The 15449-nt window shown below is 41.3% G+C and carries 8 protein-coding genes; all 8 read right to left on the bottom strand.

Annotated elements, in window-relative coordinates:
• Window positions 1-50: 50 nt before the first annotated feature.
• A complete protein-coding gene (locus tag J2Z28_RS29155) occupies window positions 51-1130 on the bottom strand; it encodes an RNA-guided endonuclease InsQ/TnpB family protein (protein ID WP_211085522.1) in 1080 nt (359 codons plus the stop codon).
• Between the two features lie 5 nt (window positions 1131-1135).
• Window positions 1136-1534 carry an IS200/IS605 family transposase gene (tnpA, locus tag J2Z28_RS29150; RefSeq protein WP_211085521.1) on the bottom strand — a complete coding sequence of 133 codons (399 nt, stop codon included), beginning with the start codon at window positions 1532-1534 and terminating at the stop codon, window positions 1136-1138.
• 214 nt (window positions 1535-1748) lie between these two features.
• Window positions 1749-2342, bottom strand: a complete 594-nt coding sequence (locus J2Z28_RS29145) for a hypothetical protein (protein WP_211085520.1) — start codon at window positions 2340-2342, stop codon at window positions 1749-1751.
• 135 nt (window positions 2343-2477) lie between these two features.
• Window positions 2478-5126 (bottom strand): hypothetical protein, encoded by a 2649-nt coding sequence (locus J2Z28_RS29140; RefSeq protein ID WP_211085519.1) that lies wholly within the window; start codon window positions 5124-5126, stop codon window positions 2478-2480.
• Between the two features lie 353 nt (window positions 5127-5479).
• Entirely contained in the window at window positions 5480-9016 is a 3537-nt protein-coding gene (locus J2Z28_RS29135; protein WP_211085518.1) for an S-layer homology domain-containing protein, read from the bottom strand.
• 518 nt (window positions 9017-9534) lie between these two features.
• On the bottom strand, window positions 9535-9876 hold the full coding sequence (locus J2Z28_RS29130) for a hypothetical protein (protein ID WP_036612519.1): 342 nt from the start codon (window positions 9874-9876) through the stop codon (window positions 9535-9537).
• A 206-nt stretch (window positions 9877-10082) separates the two neighbouring features.
• Window positions 10083-13982, bottom strand: a complete 3900-nt coding sequence (locus tag J2Z28_RS29125; protein ID WP_211085517.1) for an S-layer homology domain-containing protein — start codon at window positions 13980-13982, stop codon at window positions 10083-10085.
• 163 nt (window positions 13983-14145) lie between these two features.
• Window positions 14146-15273 carry a glycosyltransferase family 4 protein gene (locus tag J2Z28_RS29120; RefSeq protein WP_036667762.1) on the bottom strand — a complete coding sequence of 376 codons (1128 nt, stop codon included), beginning with the start codon at window positions 15271-15273 and terminating at the stop codon, window positions 14146-14148.
• Window positions 15274-15449 lie beyond the last annotated feature (176 nt).

Here is a 15449-nt window from a genome sequence, read left to right as displayed (position 1 = left end):
CTAAGATTAGGGTATGCCATTACCCCTCCTAAGACAGTGCATATAGCATCTTAGGCTGATTGACTGTTACCGCCAATCACAGTTGCGTAGCGAATATTCATCGCCCCAACGATATCACGATGTTTTTTGAATCCACATGGACACTTATATCTTCTATCTTGCACCTTGTTCTTTTTTGAACATTCTGGACATGTTTGACTTGTATTTGCAGGGTTCACATATTCCACTTTGATCCCTATCATATTTGCTTTGTATTCAATGAATTGTGCCAAACGATAGAATGACCAGGTATGTAGATTCTTTTCGTTTTTACGACTTGTTCTTGTCGTCTGCCTAATATTCGTTAGTTGCTCTAAGCGAATGACAGAAATCCTATTCTCGACTGCGAAATTAATGATTTCACGACTAACCTTGTGGTCTTTGTCTTTCATCCATCGTTGTTCTTTATCATCTAAATTGCGAATAGCGTTCACTTTCTTTAGTTTTCCTAGTTTTTTACGAATACTTCGAAATTTCCGTTTTTTGTATTTGCTTTCTCGCCCATTCCCAAAGAAGCGAGCTTGATCATCATCCGTGATAGCCACGGCAGGGACTTTCAGCCCTAAATCAACGCCTAAAATCCGCATTCCCGTTTTTTCAATTGTTGGCATGGTGACAGCAATTTGGGCTACCCACTTGCCGGAGCTTTTCGTGACACGGAGCGTACCTAGTTTATGCTTCAAAAGGTCAACGTTTCGATTGTCTTTGTCCATGAACAATGCACGAATTTTTAAGCGATTGGATTTACCCTCTACCATGAATGGAATAGAAATATGCGTGAAGTCAAAGGAATAGTTTTGGTTATTCCATACGCAAATCGGTTTCTTTAGCGTTGGTATGATTGCGTATTTACTTTTCTTAACTTTGGTAGAAAACACACTTATTGCATCTTTAATCGCTTGATTTTTTACTGCACTGGGTAGATTAGCAGAAACGTCTTTTGTTGTCTTCTTCAACCTTTTCTTTTCTTCTACCATCTCTGCCACGAGTTTATTAACAACTCGGATATATTCATGACTACTCTGTTGCAATAGTCGGATCTGCTCTTTCGTCGGCAGCAACTTTACCTTAACCGTTATGGTCTGGGACATAGGCTTCACCCCCTTGTCTTTTGTTGTTCAACATAACGTTGGATGGTCTCACTTGATACATGTCCAGCAGTAGAAACAAAATAGGAGCGTGTCCACAAACTGGGCAAATGTAGAAGGTGGGGAAACTCTTCTCGTAGTTTTTTTGATGTGACTCCTTTTATTTTTGCCATGATATCTGCAGGGCTTAATGTTGGAAGTGCATTGAGAATCATATGTGTATGGTCTTTGTTGCATTCTATGGCAACAATCTCAATTTTTAGCTCTGCACATAACTCATGCACCAATTCCTTGAAGCGTTGTTCTAGCTCTGATTTGAGAAATATCTTTCTCCTGTATCGTGGGCAGAACACAAAATGATAGTTCAACAAAGATACGGTTGTTTTTGTTCTTCTATATTCGTACATGTCTATACTGTATCAGTTAAATGGATCAATTGAAACACGTTAATAAAAAAAAGAACACAGACGTTTCGGATATGGAGTATCACAATAGTGATACTCCATATCCGACATTATCTCCATGCTCGTCTAAAGAAGTGGACCGAAAGTGAGGGGGGTTCTGTACTCTGCGTAAATCAAATACAGGACTAATGAATAATTCCTTTAACAGCTACAAATCCTATTTCAGAGTATATCCACCACGAACCATTACAGTTAAGCTGTATTTGTTTCCTTCCAATACCGTGATCCCCCGTCCATCCCTTGGAAAAGAGAGCAGGTGATTGGTGGGCGCTGCCTGTCCATTCGTCAGGTCAATCCCGTCCGTCAGATCAGCTACGCCATTCGTACCTTCACTGACGATCACAGCTTTGCCGCTACGTAAAATGAACTCCGCGCCAGACTTACCGATCAGCTGTTGACCCGGCTTCACGGTTACGATCTCAACGGCATCAGAAGCGCCCGAGACCAGTGGAGGAAGGGATGTGTCTCCACCTGTGCTACCGGAGTTCCCGGTTCCTGTAGAGCCGGTGTTGTTACCATTTCCTGCATTGCTGTCTGTTCCCGTATTGGTACTACCTCCTCCAGTCGGGATCTTACCGCCCAAAGCCTGTTGGATCTGCTGATCTACATAACTCTTAGTTACAACCGGATCATCTGCTGTTCCTGGCTGGCTTGTACCTGCACCGATGGCTGTATTGCTGTATACCGACCCAACCCAGACGCCAACACCAATGGCGAGCGCAGCGAGGGATACTTTCATATAAGGTTTCATGTGAATCATTTTCCTCCTCTGGTAATCTATTAACTTTAACTATAGAGAAAAAATAGACATGCGACAAGCAAAACCTCGCTTCCGAAGATGTGGAAGCGAGGTCTTAGCTTTAAAATATCTTAAGTTTCGTACAAATTACCGATTATTATTGGGATTATTAGAACCCTCTTCCGGGAACTCCGGGATGATCGGTTCTTCTTTAGGCAGTTTGGATACATCGTAACTATAGCCTTGTTCTGCAAGACGAATTCGTTGACCTTCGAAAACATCATACAAGGCTACGCGATATGAGCCACCACGTATTTTATCAAATACCGTATCATCAATACTCCAGTTCAGCGTCTGGTTAATGCCTGTTTTCAGATCAGTTCCTGGTGTGAGCTCTTTATCAAACACTTTTCCTGACCCATCAGTTATAGATAAAATCAGCTTGTGTCCGTACTCTCCACTATCCACAGCTTCCTCCTGTGTTAAGGAGTAGATCATCTCAATCTGTACTGCCGTTCCACCTGTAAGATAAGCTTTAATATTGCTACCCGAGAATTTGAAAGGATACAAGTCGATATCATTCAGAGATGATAGAACAGATAATGATTTCGGTTGCACCTCGAATGACGTGGCATTAACATAAGCCGTTGCCTCGCCTTCACCGGTTACAAATTTGTTGTCAGCAACCCCTTCACCTACAATCAGACGCATATCAGATAATGTTTTCACACTCTTCGGCACTTTGGCCCAGAACGTAACAATACTCTTCTGACCTGGTCCCGGTACACGGTTTGCCTGCTTAGCTGTTGCTTTGTAATATTGACCATCTGCTGTTTTGTAGTATCCTACCAACTTCGCAAGGCCACTCTGACGCAGCGACTTATTCGTCATCTCGAATTCGGTGTATACAATATCGGACGAAGATCCCGGATACACATATGTTCTGCGTATGCCCAGCTCTGTTTCTTTATCTGCAGTTCCTTGAGTATAGGTTTTTCCTTCGCCTACATAAGAGAGGGGCTGAATTAAACCGGACGTACTCAGGGTAATCCAATCGTTCTTTTCTTCCTCACTTACTTTCTCCTGCAAAGTTAATTCCAGACGGCTCATATTGAGTTCAGATGGAATCTTCGTCAAGAGATAAGCTTCGGTGACCATGCCAGAACCAAGCAACTTGCCCCCTTGCGCGCTAATCAGCTTCGTATCTCCATCAATGCGTGCGGAATCGATTGTGAACATCGCTTCCAGTTCAGGCAATTGAACTGTTTTGGCCGATGCATTACGGATGGTGACCTTGGCAGCAATAATATCACTGTCTGTCCAAGGAAGGCGTTGCAAGGAGCCAACAGATACACCGAATGTACCTTTACTATTCTTAATTACCGTTTCCGTTGTAAGTCCATCTCCACTTGTTACGGATTCAGGAATAGCATAGATGCCAACCGGATAGGAGAACTCAAAGCCACTCGTACCTCCACTAGACGTTTCCCCTTCTTTGCTCTCATCTTTGGTTGTAGGTGTCATCGCATATAATTTGATTTTGCTGGTATCCCCATTCCCTTGGATCGTAGAGTTCAGCTTGATCGTTTTAGTCGCACCTGGCTTCAACTTCAGATCATCCAGTGCCTTCGTCTCGATCGGATAGGAAGTACCATCTTCTGTACGGATCTCTAATGCGTATTTGGGAACCTTAACTTCTTTTTTCCCTTGGTTCTTAATGACCCACTGCATCGTTAGATCAAACTCTTCATCCTCACCACGGACACGAGCAGATTCCAATAGAGTCGATACAGGTTGTCCATCAATCGAAATGATGTTCGGTTGATTGGTTGCTACGTTTACATTGGTTTGACTAGCTTCGGGCAACTGTAGTGCAGCAACTGGCAGAGCTGTCTTCTCTTCACCTTGTTCTTCCACAAGAAGTAATTCTGATTTTTCCAGTTTCAATGCTGTAGGCAAAGAAGCCATTAAATTTAACGTTTTGTTGGCCTGTGCCTGAATGCTGACACCCGTACTATCCTTATCAGGGGTCAACGGATAATTCGTACCTCCCGGTGTACGTAGAATCCACTTGATATTTGGATTGTCCAATAACTTATAACTGATATTATTTAGGTTCACGCCAACTTTGACGTATTGTTTCTTATTCTCCCCTGGATACACTTTAATACCAGAGACTTTAACCTTGACGGCTGAATCACTCAGACGAACCGTCTTTGTTTTGCCTACAGGTGTAGTGATGCTATATGATGCGGGAACATTGAATTTCCCCAGCGTGCTTTCATAATTCGGTTTGCTGAAATCCCATTTTACAATCAAGAAGTTCAGATCACTCAATTTCACTTCACGTCCAACCTTCATAACGTATGTGAGATCCACCGTGGAACCCGGTGATACCGTCTTCTTCTCTTGATCCTTGGCGATCAGCTTTGGAGAGAAGCTTGTTCCACCTTTTGTTTTCACTTTGCTCCAATAATCGAGCATCATCATCGGTGTGCTGTCATTATTTTTATACGTTAGTGTATACGTCACCGTATTCCCGTCGTCTTGGGACAAGATATTAACGTCGGTTAACTTCACGGTACTACGTGCAGTTACTTTGACCGCAGGTACCTTAGCCAGTGTATGTACGACTTTGTTCGTGGTTGTTGTCTGTTGCTTCTTTGTTGTTGCGCTGTTATTTGTAGCAGGTTTACCTGAGTTAGCTGGTGTACTTGCAGCAGCTACTAAACCTCCACTTGAACTGATGAATAACATACTAGTTATCAAAGTCATTATGACCTTTTTATGATCCACTTCCAAACCTCCCATAAGTTGCTTGTTGCTATATAGTATAAACGTTTGGGATGGGGAGAAAGTTACGATGTTGTTGGTTTTTATTAAGTGTATTGCAATGAAACTCTTAGTCATCTAACAATCTAAAATTGAAATATTCATCTTTCATCATTTAACAATATCAGAAAAATTAATTTTTTATAGATATATTAACTCTTTTAACAATTAAAATCAAAATCATATGTAGATGATTTCATTAAGAAAAAAAAAAAGTACTAAAGAAGTAATTAGGACTTGTTTTTGAGAAATAAAAAAGAAGGGGTTACACCCCAGAGAATCTGGACGTAACCCCTTCTTTTTAAAATTGTTAATGCTTACTTAACGTTACCAATAGTTACGTCAAGGTTAACATCCATAGCATTAGGTGCAGTACCTACAGTAGCTACAGCTTTCAGTTGTTTACCTTCAACATCATCTGTACCAACATTTACAGTAAATGTAGAAGTACCTGCAGTGAAAGTCACATCAGTTGCTGTGTAAGTTTTAGTGCCAATACTAACATTTTTAATCGCTTGAACATTACCGTTCAATGTTACTGCCAATGTGTTGTTGGTAGCAGCTTGCGAACCCGCAAATGTAAAGTTACCGGATGCTACAGTAGAAGAAGTACCTGCTGCAGCTGAGTATGGAAGATTTGAATTAGTGATTTCAGTGATAATATCAGCGCTTGTAGCAGCTGGACTCACAGTGATAGTTTTACCATCTACACTAATAGTAACTTTAGGATCAGTAGGGTTAGTAAGTGTAGGATCTACTGTAAGAGTCACTGTATCTCCATCTACGATAGTAGCTTTTGTAGCAGTCAACACTACGCCACTCAAATCATTAGATTTAGATGCTACAGCTTCTTTTCCATCTGTGATTTTAGTTGAATTAACTCTCACAGCTGCATTACTAGTACTTGGAGCTACAACAGTGTATACGCTGGAATCGGCAGCTTTAGTTGTTGTAGTATTTGCAACGATATACTTAGCATCTTTAACTTGAACAGATACTGGTTTATTTTGTACAGATGTCTTTTTGATAGTTACTTTAAGTTCATTGCTGTTTTGAACTACAACATCGTAATCTACAACAGGTGTCAAAGTTGGTGTATTAGTTGCTGAAAGATCTTTAACTACCAGATCATTCGCAAGTAATGTCGCAACGGTTGGATCTACTGCACTAATTGCTGTAGAGAACTCAATAACAAACTCATTACTTACGTTTCTTGTAGAGTCAACAGTAATTACACGAGGTGCTACTGCATTGCTTACAGGCATCGAAGCATTAGTAGAGAGATTCAACTTATTGTTTGAATAAGTCTCAATAGAATTATTAGCGAACAAAGTGATGTTGCCACCAGTAACTTCATCAGCAGTTTTCAATGTTACTTTATTCTCGTCAATGCTTACAGATGTAGGGTATGTTCCATTGATTTGGAAGTCGCTAACATTTGCAGATGCAACTACTTGGTTGAATGTCAACTCGAAAGTTTTAGCATCTTTTTGTACAGCGTTAGTCCATTTCAATTGGTTAGCAGCAGCATCTTTCAAGCTAGAAGCATCCAAGGATACTACTTGACCTGTTTTGGATTTCAATCCAGTTGCTACTACACCTTTAACGGATCCGTTCGGTCCGAATGTAACTTTAGTTCCATCGATGAACTCAGGGAACTGAAGTACTACGGATTTACCACCGTTAACTGCGTTTACGCTAACTTCAGTTGGAAGAGCGATGTTTTGAGCATTAGCACCGTTTTTCTCGAAGTTAATGTAGTAGTTACCTTTAGTATTAACAGTTGCCAGGTCCATTTCGCGACCGAAGTTCAATGTTACTTTGCGAGCAGACTCATTGTAATCTGTAGAAGAGATGGAAGGATTCGCAGTATCATTAGCTACGAATGTACCATTGAATTCTACCAATGTGTTTCTCAACGCTGTAGTGTCTTGAACATCAGCAACTTTCAAGTTATAAGTGCCAGTTGCAAGTGTGTTAAAGAAAGTAACGTAGAAAATTTTGTTGGAAGAATCAGCTGCTACAACACTGTTTACTGGGATGACATCGTCACCTTTTTTAATAGTGAAGTATTTTTTATCAGCTGCACTTACAGCTTTGTCAAAACGAACTGTCAATGTGTTAGTACGATCTCCAAATGTAGTTTCAACTACTTGTGGACGAACCAAGTCAACAGTTGCATTGATTTTGTGTTCTTTCACAGCATTAACGTTACCAGAGTAGTCTTTAACTTCTACAAACAAAGTGGACTCATATCCTGGCAGACGGTTAGCTTGTGTGAATTGAACTTCATATACGTTAGAAGCAACTTGAGTTACTGTACCAGTTTTCTTAGTATCGCCAGACTTCCAGTAGAAGCTGTCGTTAGTTACAGAAGCTGGATCGATTTCTTCATCGAAAGTAACAGTTACTTTTTCAAGAGTAGCGGAGATTTCAGTCACTTTAGGACCTTCAGTATCAACAGCTACTGTGAAGTCAGTTGTTGCAGCCAAAGATTTCAAACCAGCGAAGTCTTCAACCAAAGAAGTTGTCAACTTGTGAGCACCTTCAGAGATCGAACCAGTGTAATCACGAAGGATTACTTCACGTTGGTTAGCACCTTGAGTTACAGAACCAACAAAAGCTTTGTCATCCAATTGGAAGTTGCTGCTTGTTGGAGATACAACTGGCTCGGAGAAAGTTACTTTGATAACTTTAGTTCCCAGAGCTTTAACTTCTGCTACTGTAGGCAGAACATTGTCAGCAGATGTGAAGGAAACTTCACCTTGTGGCAATACTGTACCAGTAGAAGATTTCACGTTTTTAGCAACAACTTTGTAAGTTGTTCCTTGTACGAATTTGCTGGATTCATTCAGCAAAAGACGAGCTGTTTTACCGTCAGCCAACAAAGTGATCGATTTGATCCCTTTAGAGTTGGAATCGATGCTGTAGTTGTTTTTGTCAGTTGCAGTAGCTTTGTCTACTTTACCGTCAAAAGCAACGTCAACTTCTTTCAGGTTAACAGAAGAAGCGGATTGTACTTTAGTTGCAGCTTCTACAACATAAGTAACTTTTTCAGTGAAGTTCTTATCTTTGTAAGTAAATTTCACTTCAGTTTCTTTGTTAGCTTCAAGAGCTTTATCCAAAGTAACTTTTACAGTTTCGCCGTCGCTGATTTTGAATTCAACAACTTTTCCACCTTCAGTTACTGTGTAAGAAGATACTTTCAAGCTTTGCGCTTGGTCAATTGAGTAAGCAGCGCCTACAAGCAATTCACGGGAAGCGTTAGCTGTAAAGTTAGTGTTTGCATCAACCAGACCAGCGTTGATTGCTGCTTGAACATAACCTTTAGCCCAAGCTGGAGCAGTGTTGTTTGTTTCAGCTGGGATTTCAAGATCCAATGCACGAGTCAGGATTGTAGCCATCTCGGACACAGTCACTTTACCGTTGAAGTCGAAGATTTTCTTCTCAACGTTTTTACCTTCCATGATACCAGCAGCAGTTACTGCTTCGATGTAAGGTACAGCCCAGTTTTTAGCTGTGTAGTTTTTGTCAGTGTAAGAAAGAGTTCCAGTGATCTCTTTCAGACCCAGCAATTTAGTGATAACTTTTGCAAACTCAGCGCGAGTCATGTCTTTGTCAAGACCTGCTGTACCATCCGGATAACCGTTGAAGATACCTTTTGCTTTCAATGCATCAAACTGTTGTTGCGGGGAAACTGCTGTGTCACCGAATGCTACAGATGCAAACATTGAGAATGCCATTGCTGTAGACAATGCTACGGATAAAATTTTCTTCATAACCTTTTTTTCTCCTCCTTGGGCGTTCATAACATTTGAATTTTCTTTTTTAATAGGGTCGCTCGTATTCCTCATATATTGTTGCACCCCCTTTCCAGAGTTGTGAGCAAGTTAATATAAATGATGTCTGTGAGCATATCACAGAAACTTGTAAACTAGTTTGTAAACCAGAATCACACGTAAATAGAGTAGTTTCCTAATCCTACCTTACGTATTATACAATGGGTCTCTCGTGCCGTAAAGCAATTTTTTCTAAAAAATAGACAAGATTCTTCACGAGGTCATTCTTGGTAACAGGCCCAATGTTTTCGACTCTACACTTTAAACGCAGTAGATTTCAAAAAGTTGCGGATTGCACAAAAAAAGTTTTGATTTTTTTTATGTATAGGTACAGTGCGGGTATTGAAGCTATCCAAAACCTTTTCAAACCGTTGATACAGCAATGAATCTGGAATGGTGATCTCTGGTTTGTCTGTGCTACCAACGTTTATTTATACCCGCAACTTCAACCTATGAAGCGACAAAATTCACAAAAAATAAAATAAAAAAGCACCCCTGTTGGGATGCTTTTCCTGCAGTTCTGGAAATATAAGTTATTTAATCTTCATCGCGAGTTCAATAATTTGAGCACGCATATTGGGGTCACTGTTCAATCTCAGATACATATCGTCAATTGGTTGTCTGTTCTCACGGTACGTTTTCTCATGCTTCATCGTTGTGTGAGACCATTCAATCAACTCATTCTCAGCCAGAACCAGATTGTTATACGCATCATGGAAGCCAGTGGACTGTACAAGCCCTTCCATAACTTCCTGAGAGATCTCCTGAGTCTTGCGTGTATCTTCCAACTTTTTCTCCAGAATGACTGCCTGCTTCTCAAACTGTGTCTTTGCCTTCATGTAGCCCAGCTGGGCTTTCGAATAAATCGGTTTCATTAGCTAACTTCACCCTCTAGATCATTGTGTATTTACCGTTATTGTATCTTAAACTCTAGCAAATTACAAAAATAGTTATTGGTAAAAATTCTGTTTCTTCTATTATAAAAGTACTCTATGTCAATTCATTGACAGCCATGAAAAGGACCTGCCCCTTTAGAGTAAGGGACAGGTCCTTCCTAAATTGCATCGATGTATCAAATGAATTAACTCAAGGTTTTAGGGAATACTTTTGTGCTCTTCTTGAGCAATTCTACTGCAATTTTACCCGCTTCTGCACGTGTCAGATTACCTTTCGGGTTGAATGCATATTGCGGCTTCTTCTGTCCAGCCACTGTAACCGGAGAACCCTCCATGATCTTGGCTTTCGTCACAGCTTGTACCGCTGGTCCAGCATAACTCTCCATGCTGCCGGAATCGATGAATGCCTTAGCAAGTGCACTTTGAAGCTTGCTATCATTAGCAACCATTTTCAGCTCTAGTGCCCGAGCAATCATCACTGCAGCCTGTTCACGTGTCAGCGGACGATCCGGTCCGAACACACCATCTGTCAGGCCAGTAATGATACCCGCTCTTGCTGCGGTCTCGATACTGTCATAATCCCATGTGAATGAACTTGTACCTGGTGCAACATCCGTGAATGTTCTTCTGCTATCGGACGTAATTGGTAAATTCAAACCTTTCACAAGAAGAGTTGCAAACTCTCCACGCGAAGTACGGTCATCTGTACCGAATTGTTCAAAGCGCAATGGAGCCATGAATCCTTTAGCATAGAGTGCATTTAGAATATTTCTTGCCCACCCATGGTTGGTGATATCGTTATAACTTCTTCTCAGCTTCATTACTTTATAATAACCAAACTCATCAAAAGGAACGGTCACTGTATGCTTCTTCGAATCCACTTCGCCGCCAATCCGTCTCCACTCTCTGCTTGGAGAATAGTAAAATACGGAAATGGTTGAACCAGCATCATCTACTACATTTGGATCATAAGCAAGAGTTAATGTACCCCGTTGTGAAGGCTTGATTTTTCGCTCTGCAGGCGTCAAAGGATTACCGTATAAGGAATCTACAGTATAAGGGCCAATTCCATTCGTTGGCTCTTTGTAATTATTATCTCCTCTTGTACCCGACTCCCCAAGGCCGCCGCTTACCCAGTAAATTTCGGAAACTGGACTAAAGTTTACAGAGTCCCCTACAATTGCGGAGAACCTTCTATAATAGTCATCGGGAACGCTTAATGGATTCGGGTCCTCTGCTTCTGTTCTGAAACCAACGATGCTTCCATAGTCGTTCTTCCGCTCCACAATTCCTGTGTTCGGGTCAGCAATACCAAACAGCAGCTTGTTGTTTGGATAGAATTTAGCAATCCCGCTGAGGTCCGTGCTTTGCATTACCGTGCCTTTCGGGAAACTCAGTTCCAGCTGTTTATTGAATGCTGAATATTTGTTGGCTACCTTAGGCGCCATATACTGAGAGTCAACACCAGTGTTGCTTGTATAGTACACTTCCACTGTATCATTTGTTTTGACACCATTTCGATCAATCGTCAACTTGATTTTATTCACTTTGTCAGCCTTGAGCCCCACATAATCCAAAGCAAAACGATCTGTTTCTGTGCCTTGAAGCTTCTTAGCCGTTTCTTTGTCAATAACAACGGAAGTAGCTCCTTCAGCCTCAATATCAAAATGAACAAAGTTTTTGCTCACAACAATTTGGCTGCCTGAAGTAGGACGTGGAGCCAAGATGCGATAACCCGCTGCTTCTCTGACCACTTCTACCTTTTGGCTCGTTTTTGCACCTGTTTTGTTATACAAATCCAGTGTGTAGATGTATGTTCCTGGTGTCTCCGCTTTTAAGTCTCTTAACCGCACCACAAAGTCCTTCTGACTTCCGGAACGATCCACAATAACATTACCATTGTTCAGTGCATACTCAGAAGAGATTATTGGATCTTGCCAAGTTGTATTAGTTGCCGATCCATCTGGTATGTTCAAGTCAAAAATCGTTTGAGTACCCATACTCAAGCTCATTCGAGTCGCCCCTGCACCACGGATAGCCAAGTCAAAGTTTTTCAGGCTGGTCGTATATTTCTTGTCCGCAAATGTGAAATCCGTGGACAGGTTAAACAGGTTTTTCACCCATTGGTCATCCGGATTATATGGATCAAGGAATGTCGAGCGATTTTTACTTGGTGCAGGTTGAAAATTATTGATTGTAGATACATTGTTATCATTGATGTAAATACGCAATTCTTTAGTTACTTCATTCAGTTGGCCTTTATCTCCAGTTCCTGTTCCCGTTAATACAATACGGTTTTCCCCAAAGAATAATGGTCCTGTGTCCCCATCGATATCAATCTCAACATCCTCGAAACTTCCATCAGCACCCAAAGTCAATTGTTTTTGCTTTGTGTTCGCTGCAGGATGTGTTGAATACACTTTAACTCCGTTCGCAAAAATCTCTGCTACAAAGTATTTGCTATCTAATGTGGCAAAATCAACGTACTTACCTTCAAGCAACAATTTATCTGTTTTTTTGGAATTCATATCATATGTTTGGCCATCCGTCAGGTTGCTCACAAAAATATAGTTTTTGGAAGCAAACGAGATCGTTGCGTTTTTGCTTGATTTTGATCCAGTAAATTTAAACTGAACCGTTTGATTTCCGTTTTTGAAACCTTTAATTTGATAAATATATTTCGTTGGAGATACCTGTATAGGCGTTGTTGAAAGTTCAATTGGGCTTGTGCTCCTTGGAAGATATTCCGCTGTCAACAAGCTTCCATTAGGATTTCTGCTAGTCTCTACAAGGATATAGAAATCTGCAGAAGTGACACTAGAACCCGAAAGTGGTACCCCTTCTGGTGCATCACCAGAACCGCTGTAGTCTTTAAGGTATCTTAAATCCGTAATTACCGTTTCGTTCTCTAGATATTGAAAATTCATGTTTGTACTGGCTGTGTTTTTTCCATATTTGACAGTCAACGAATGATTCTGTAAAGAATCAATCGAAGTGACTGGAGGTGTGCCAGTTGCTGATTCTGTAAACTTCAAAGATGGAATTTCGAATGAAAACAGAGAATATGAAGGTGTGTTGATCCCCACACTAGGAATGGGTTCAATCTTGGGAACAATATTAGTCAACACACCATCCACAGAAATTTCAGGAACAGCAGTGGTTTTATCATCCGGCAAAAGCAATTCAACCATCACACGGGCTTGTGCGGGATCCCCCCCATACGTAGGCCGATCAGTTAACATACTCTGAGACAGCCCATCTGAGCCCTCTTTCAGATCGAGTTGAGAGAACGGATTTTCTTCATCATAGTAGAGCAGAGAATACGTGAATTTATTTTTGTCTACGCCGCTTTCAATCGTTACAACCAGATCATTCTTACCTGATTTTAATCGAAGCATAGGTGAGAAGAATGTACCATCTTGTGTCGATAAAGATGTTGGTAAAGCCTCACCATTATTCAGTGTTACTGTTACTTTGGAGGAGTTGTGAGCTACACCTTGAATCGTCACATCACCCGTATCCACAACAACCTGCGATCCTTCATTTAGATCGAGATTATCCGCTCCACCCAAAACCTGCAGTTTCTCAATGTAAGGTACAGAGTCATACAAAATATAAAAACTTTCGGAACGCTCACTTGGACCTTGGGAACCGGAAAACGTCACTTTGTTCATTCCGGGGAACAAAGTAAGTGTTGCGTTAAAGCGATTATCCGGGCGATTAGGATCAACTGTGACAACAGCTGGTGCTAATCTTGAACTGTCTGGAACCCATGTTCCATCTTTTAAATTCAATAGCTGTACGTTGGCACCCAACGTAGAGCCAGTAACATTCGTAAACGTGCCTGTTACAGCTTGCTCCGCGCTAGTTACCACAAAAGCAGTCGAACGAGAAAGAACATCAGAGCCTGTTCCAGTCATTTTGAGTCCTACTGTACTTTTCAATGGAACGTTGGCTGTATTATCAGGAGTAAAGTAACTTGTCTGTCCCGCCGCCGATGCGACTGGTGCAAGGCCAGCTGGTATTAGAGATACAACCAGCGCCACCATCATCAGCCAGATTAACGGCTTCTTCGTACGTTGCATTCAATCATCTCTCCTCTTTTTAAGTCAGTTACCTTTATATATCGGCAAAAGGTTCCAATTATTTAGTAAAAATCTCAAAATAAACAAAAAACCTTATCCACAAGGGATAAGGTTGGGTCTGGAATAATATTCAAGAATAGCTATAACCATACCATTTATCTATTTATGATTTCGAACGAGTCTCCGGATTCAACTTAACGCGCATGCGCATCAGGAAGTTAATAACCGGTCTTCTCGTTTTGCTAACAAGCCCGATAACTTCTGCTCCCACTTGGAGGAAGAACATCATGATACAGATGACCACAAATGTTACCCAATTCGCTTCAAACATGGCAGCAGAAGATTGGATAATCGCCAGAACTCCGAAGAATGCGGCAATTCCATAAATGATCAGTACCGTCTGACGGTGACTGAATCCAAGTTCACGCAAGCAGTGATGCAGGTGACCTTTATCCGGTGCGAAAATCGGTTTCCGTTGTACCGCACGACGGATAATCGCGAAGAAGGTATCCGAGAGCGGCACACCGATAATGATCAGCGGTGTAATAAAGGACACGATAGCAATTTGTTTGAATCCCAGCATAGATAGCATTGCCAGAGAGAAACCAAGGAATAGTGATCCGGTATCCCCCATGAAGATCTTGGCCGGGTGGAAGTTGAAGAACAGGAATCCGATAATACTACCCAGCAATACAAGACACATCAAGGCAATCATCATGTTACCCATGAGGAATGACATTACGGCAATGGTACCAATTGCAATACCAGATACACCGGCTGCCAGACCATCCAGACCATCAATCAGGTTAATCGCATTGGTTACACCAACGATCCAGAAGATCGTCAGCGGTATGGATACCCAAGCTTCGAGTGAAGAGTAGGAATCCTGAAACGGAATGTTAACGAAATCTACCCGGATATTAAATCCGAATACAACGACAGAAGCAGCAACGATCTGACCAAGCAGCTTCACTTTGGCCGATAGTTCAAACCGATCATCGAGTGCGCCGATCAGTACAATAATTGTTCCACCAATCAGAAATGCGCTGACAAAACTCATATCCCGAGTTGTGAACCATGCCGATACAAACGGAAGCAATGCAGCAACTGTAATAATAAAGGCCAGGAATATCCCCAGACCACCAAGACGTGGCATGATCCGTGTGTGTACTTTACGTGCATTCGGCGTATCCATTGCGCCAATGCGGACTGCGAACTTTTTGACAAGTGGTGTCAGGGCAAGAGCCAGTCCCATTGACACGATAAATCCAATGATAAAGATCGCTACCATTTGAACATTCGACCCCCAATTATAATACCTGTACGAAATTATAAATCCCCTGATCTCTTTTTATATATAAAAATTATTTGTTATATAGATTGAACTCATAAAATTAAGAACCGCCTAATCGGGTAAAAGATAGTAATAACTGAAAAGGGCGGGGATTCAAGTGACAAATGAAGAAG

It is taken from the genome of Paenibacillus xylanexedens (assembly GCF_017874615.1).
GTDB classification, from domain to species: Bacteria; Bacillota; Bacilli; order Paenibacillales; family Paenibacillaceae; genus Paenibacillus; species Paenibacillus xylanexedens.
Note: the sequence above shows the minus strand (reverse complement) of the source record. Positions and strands in the feature narration are given on the sequence as shown.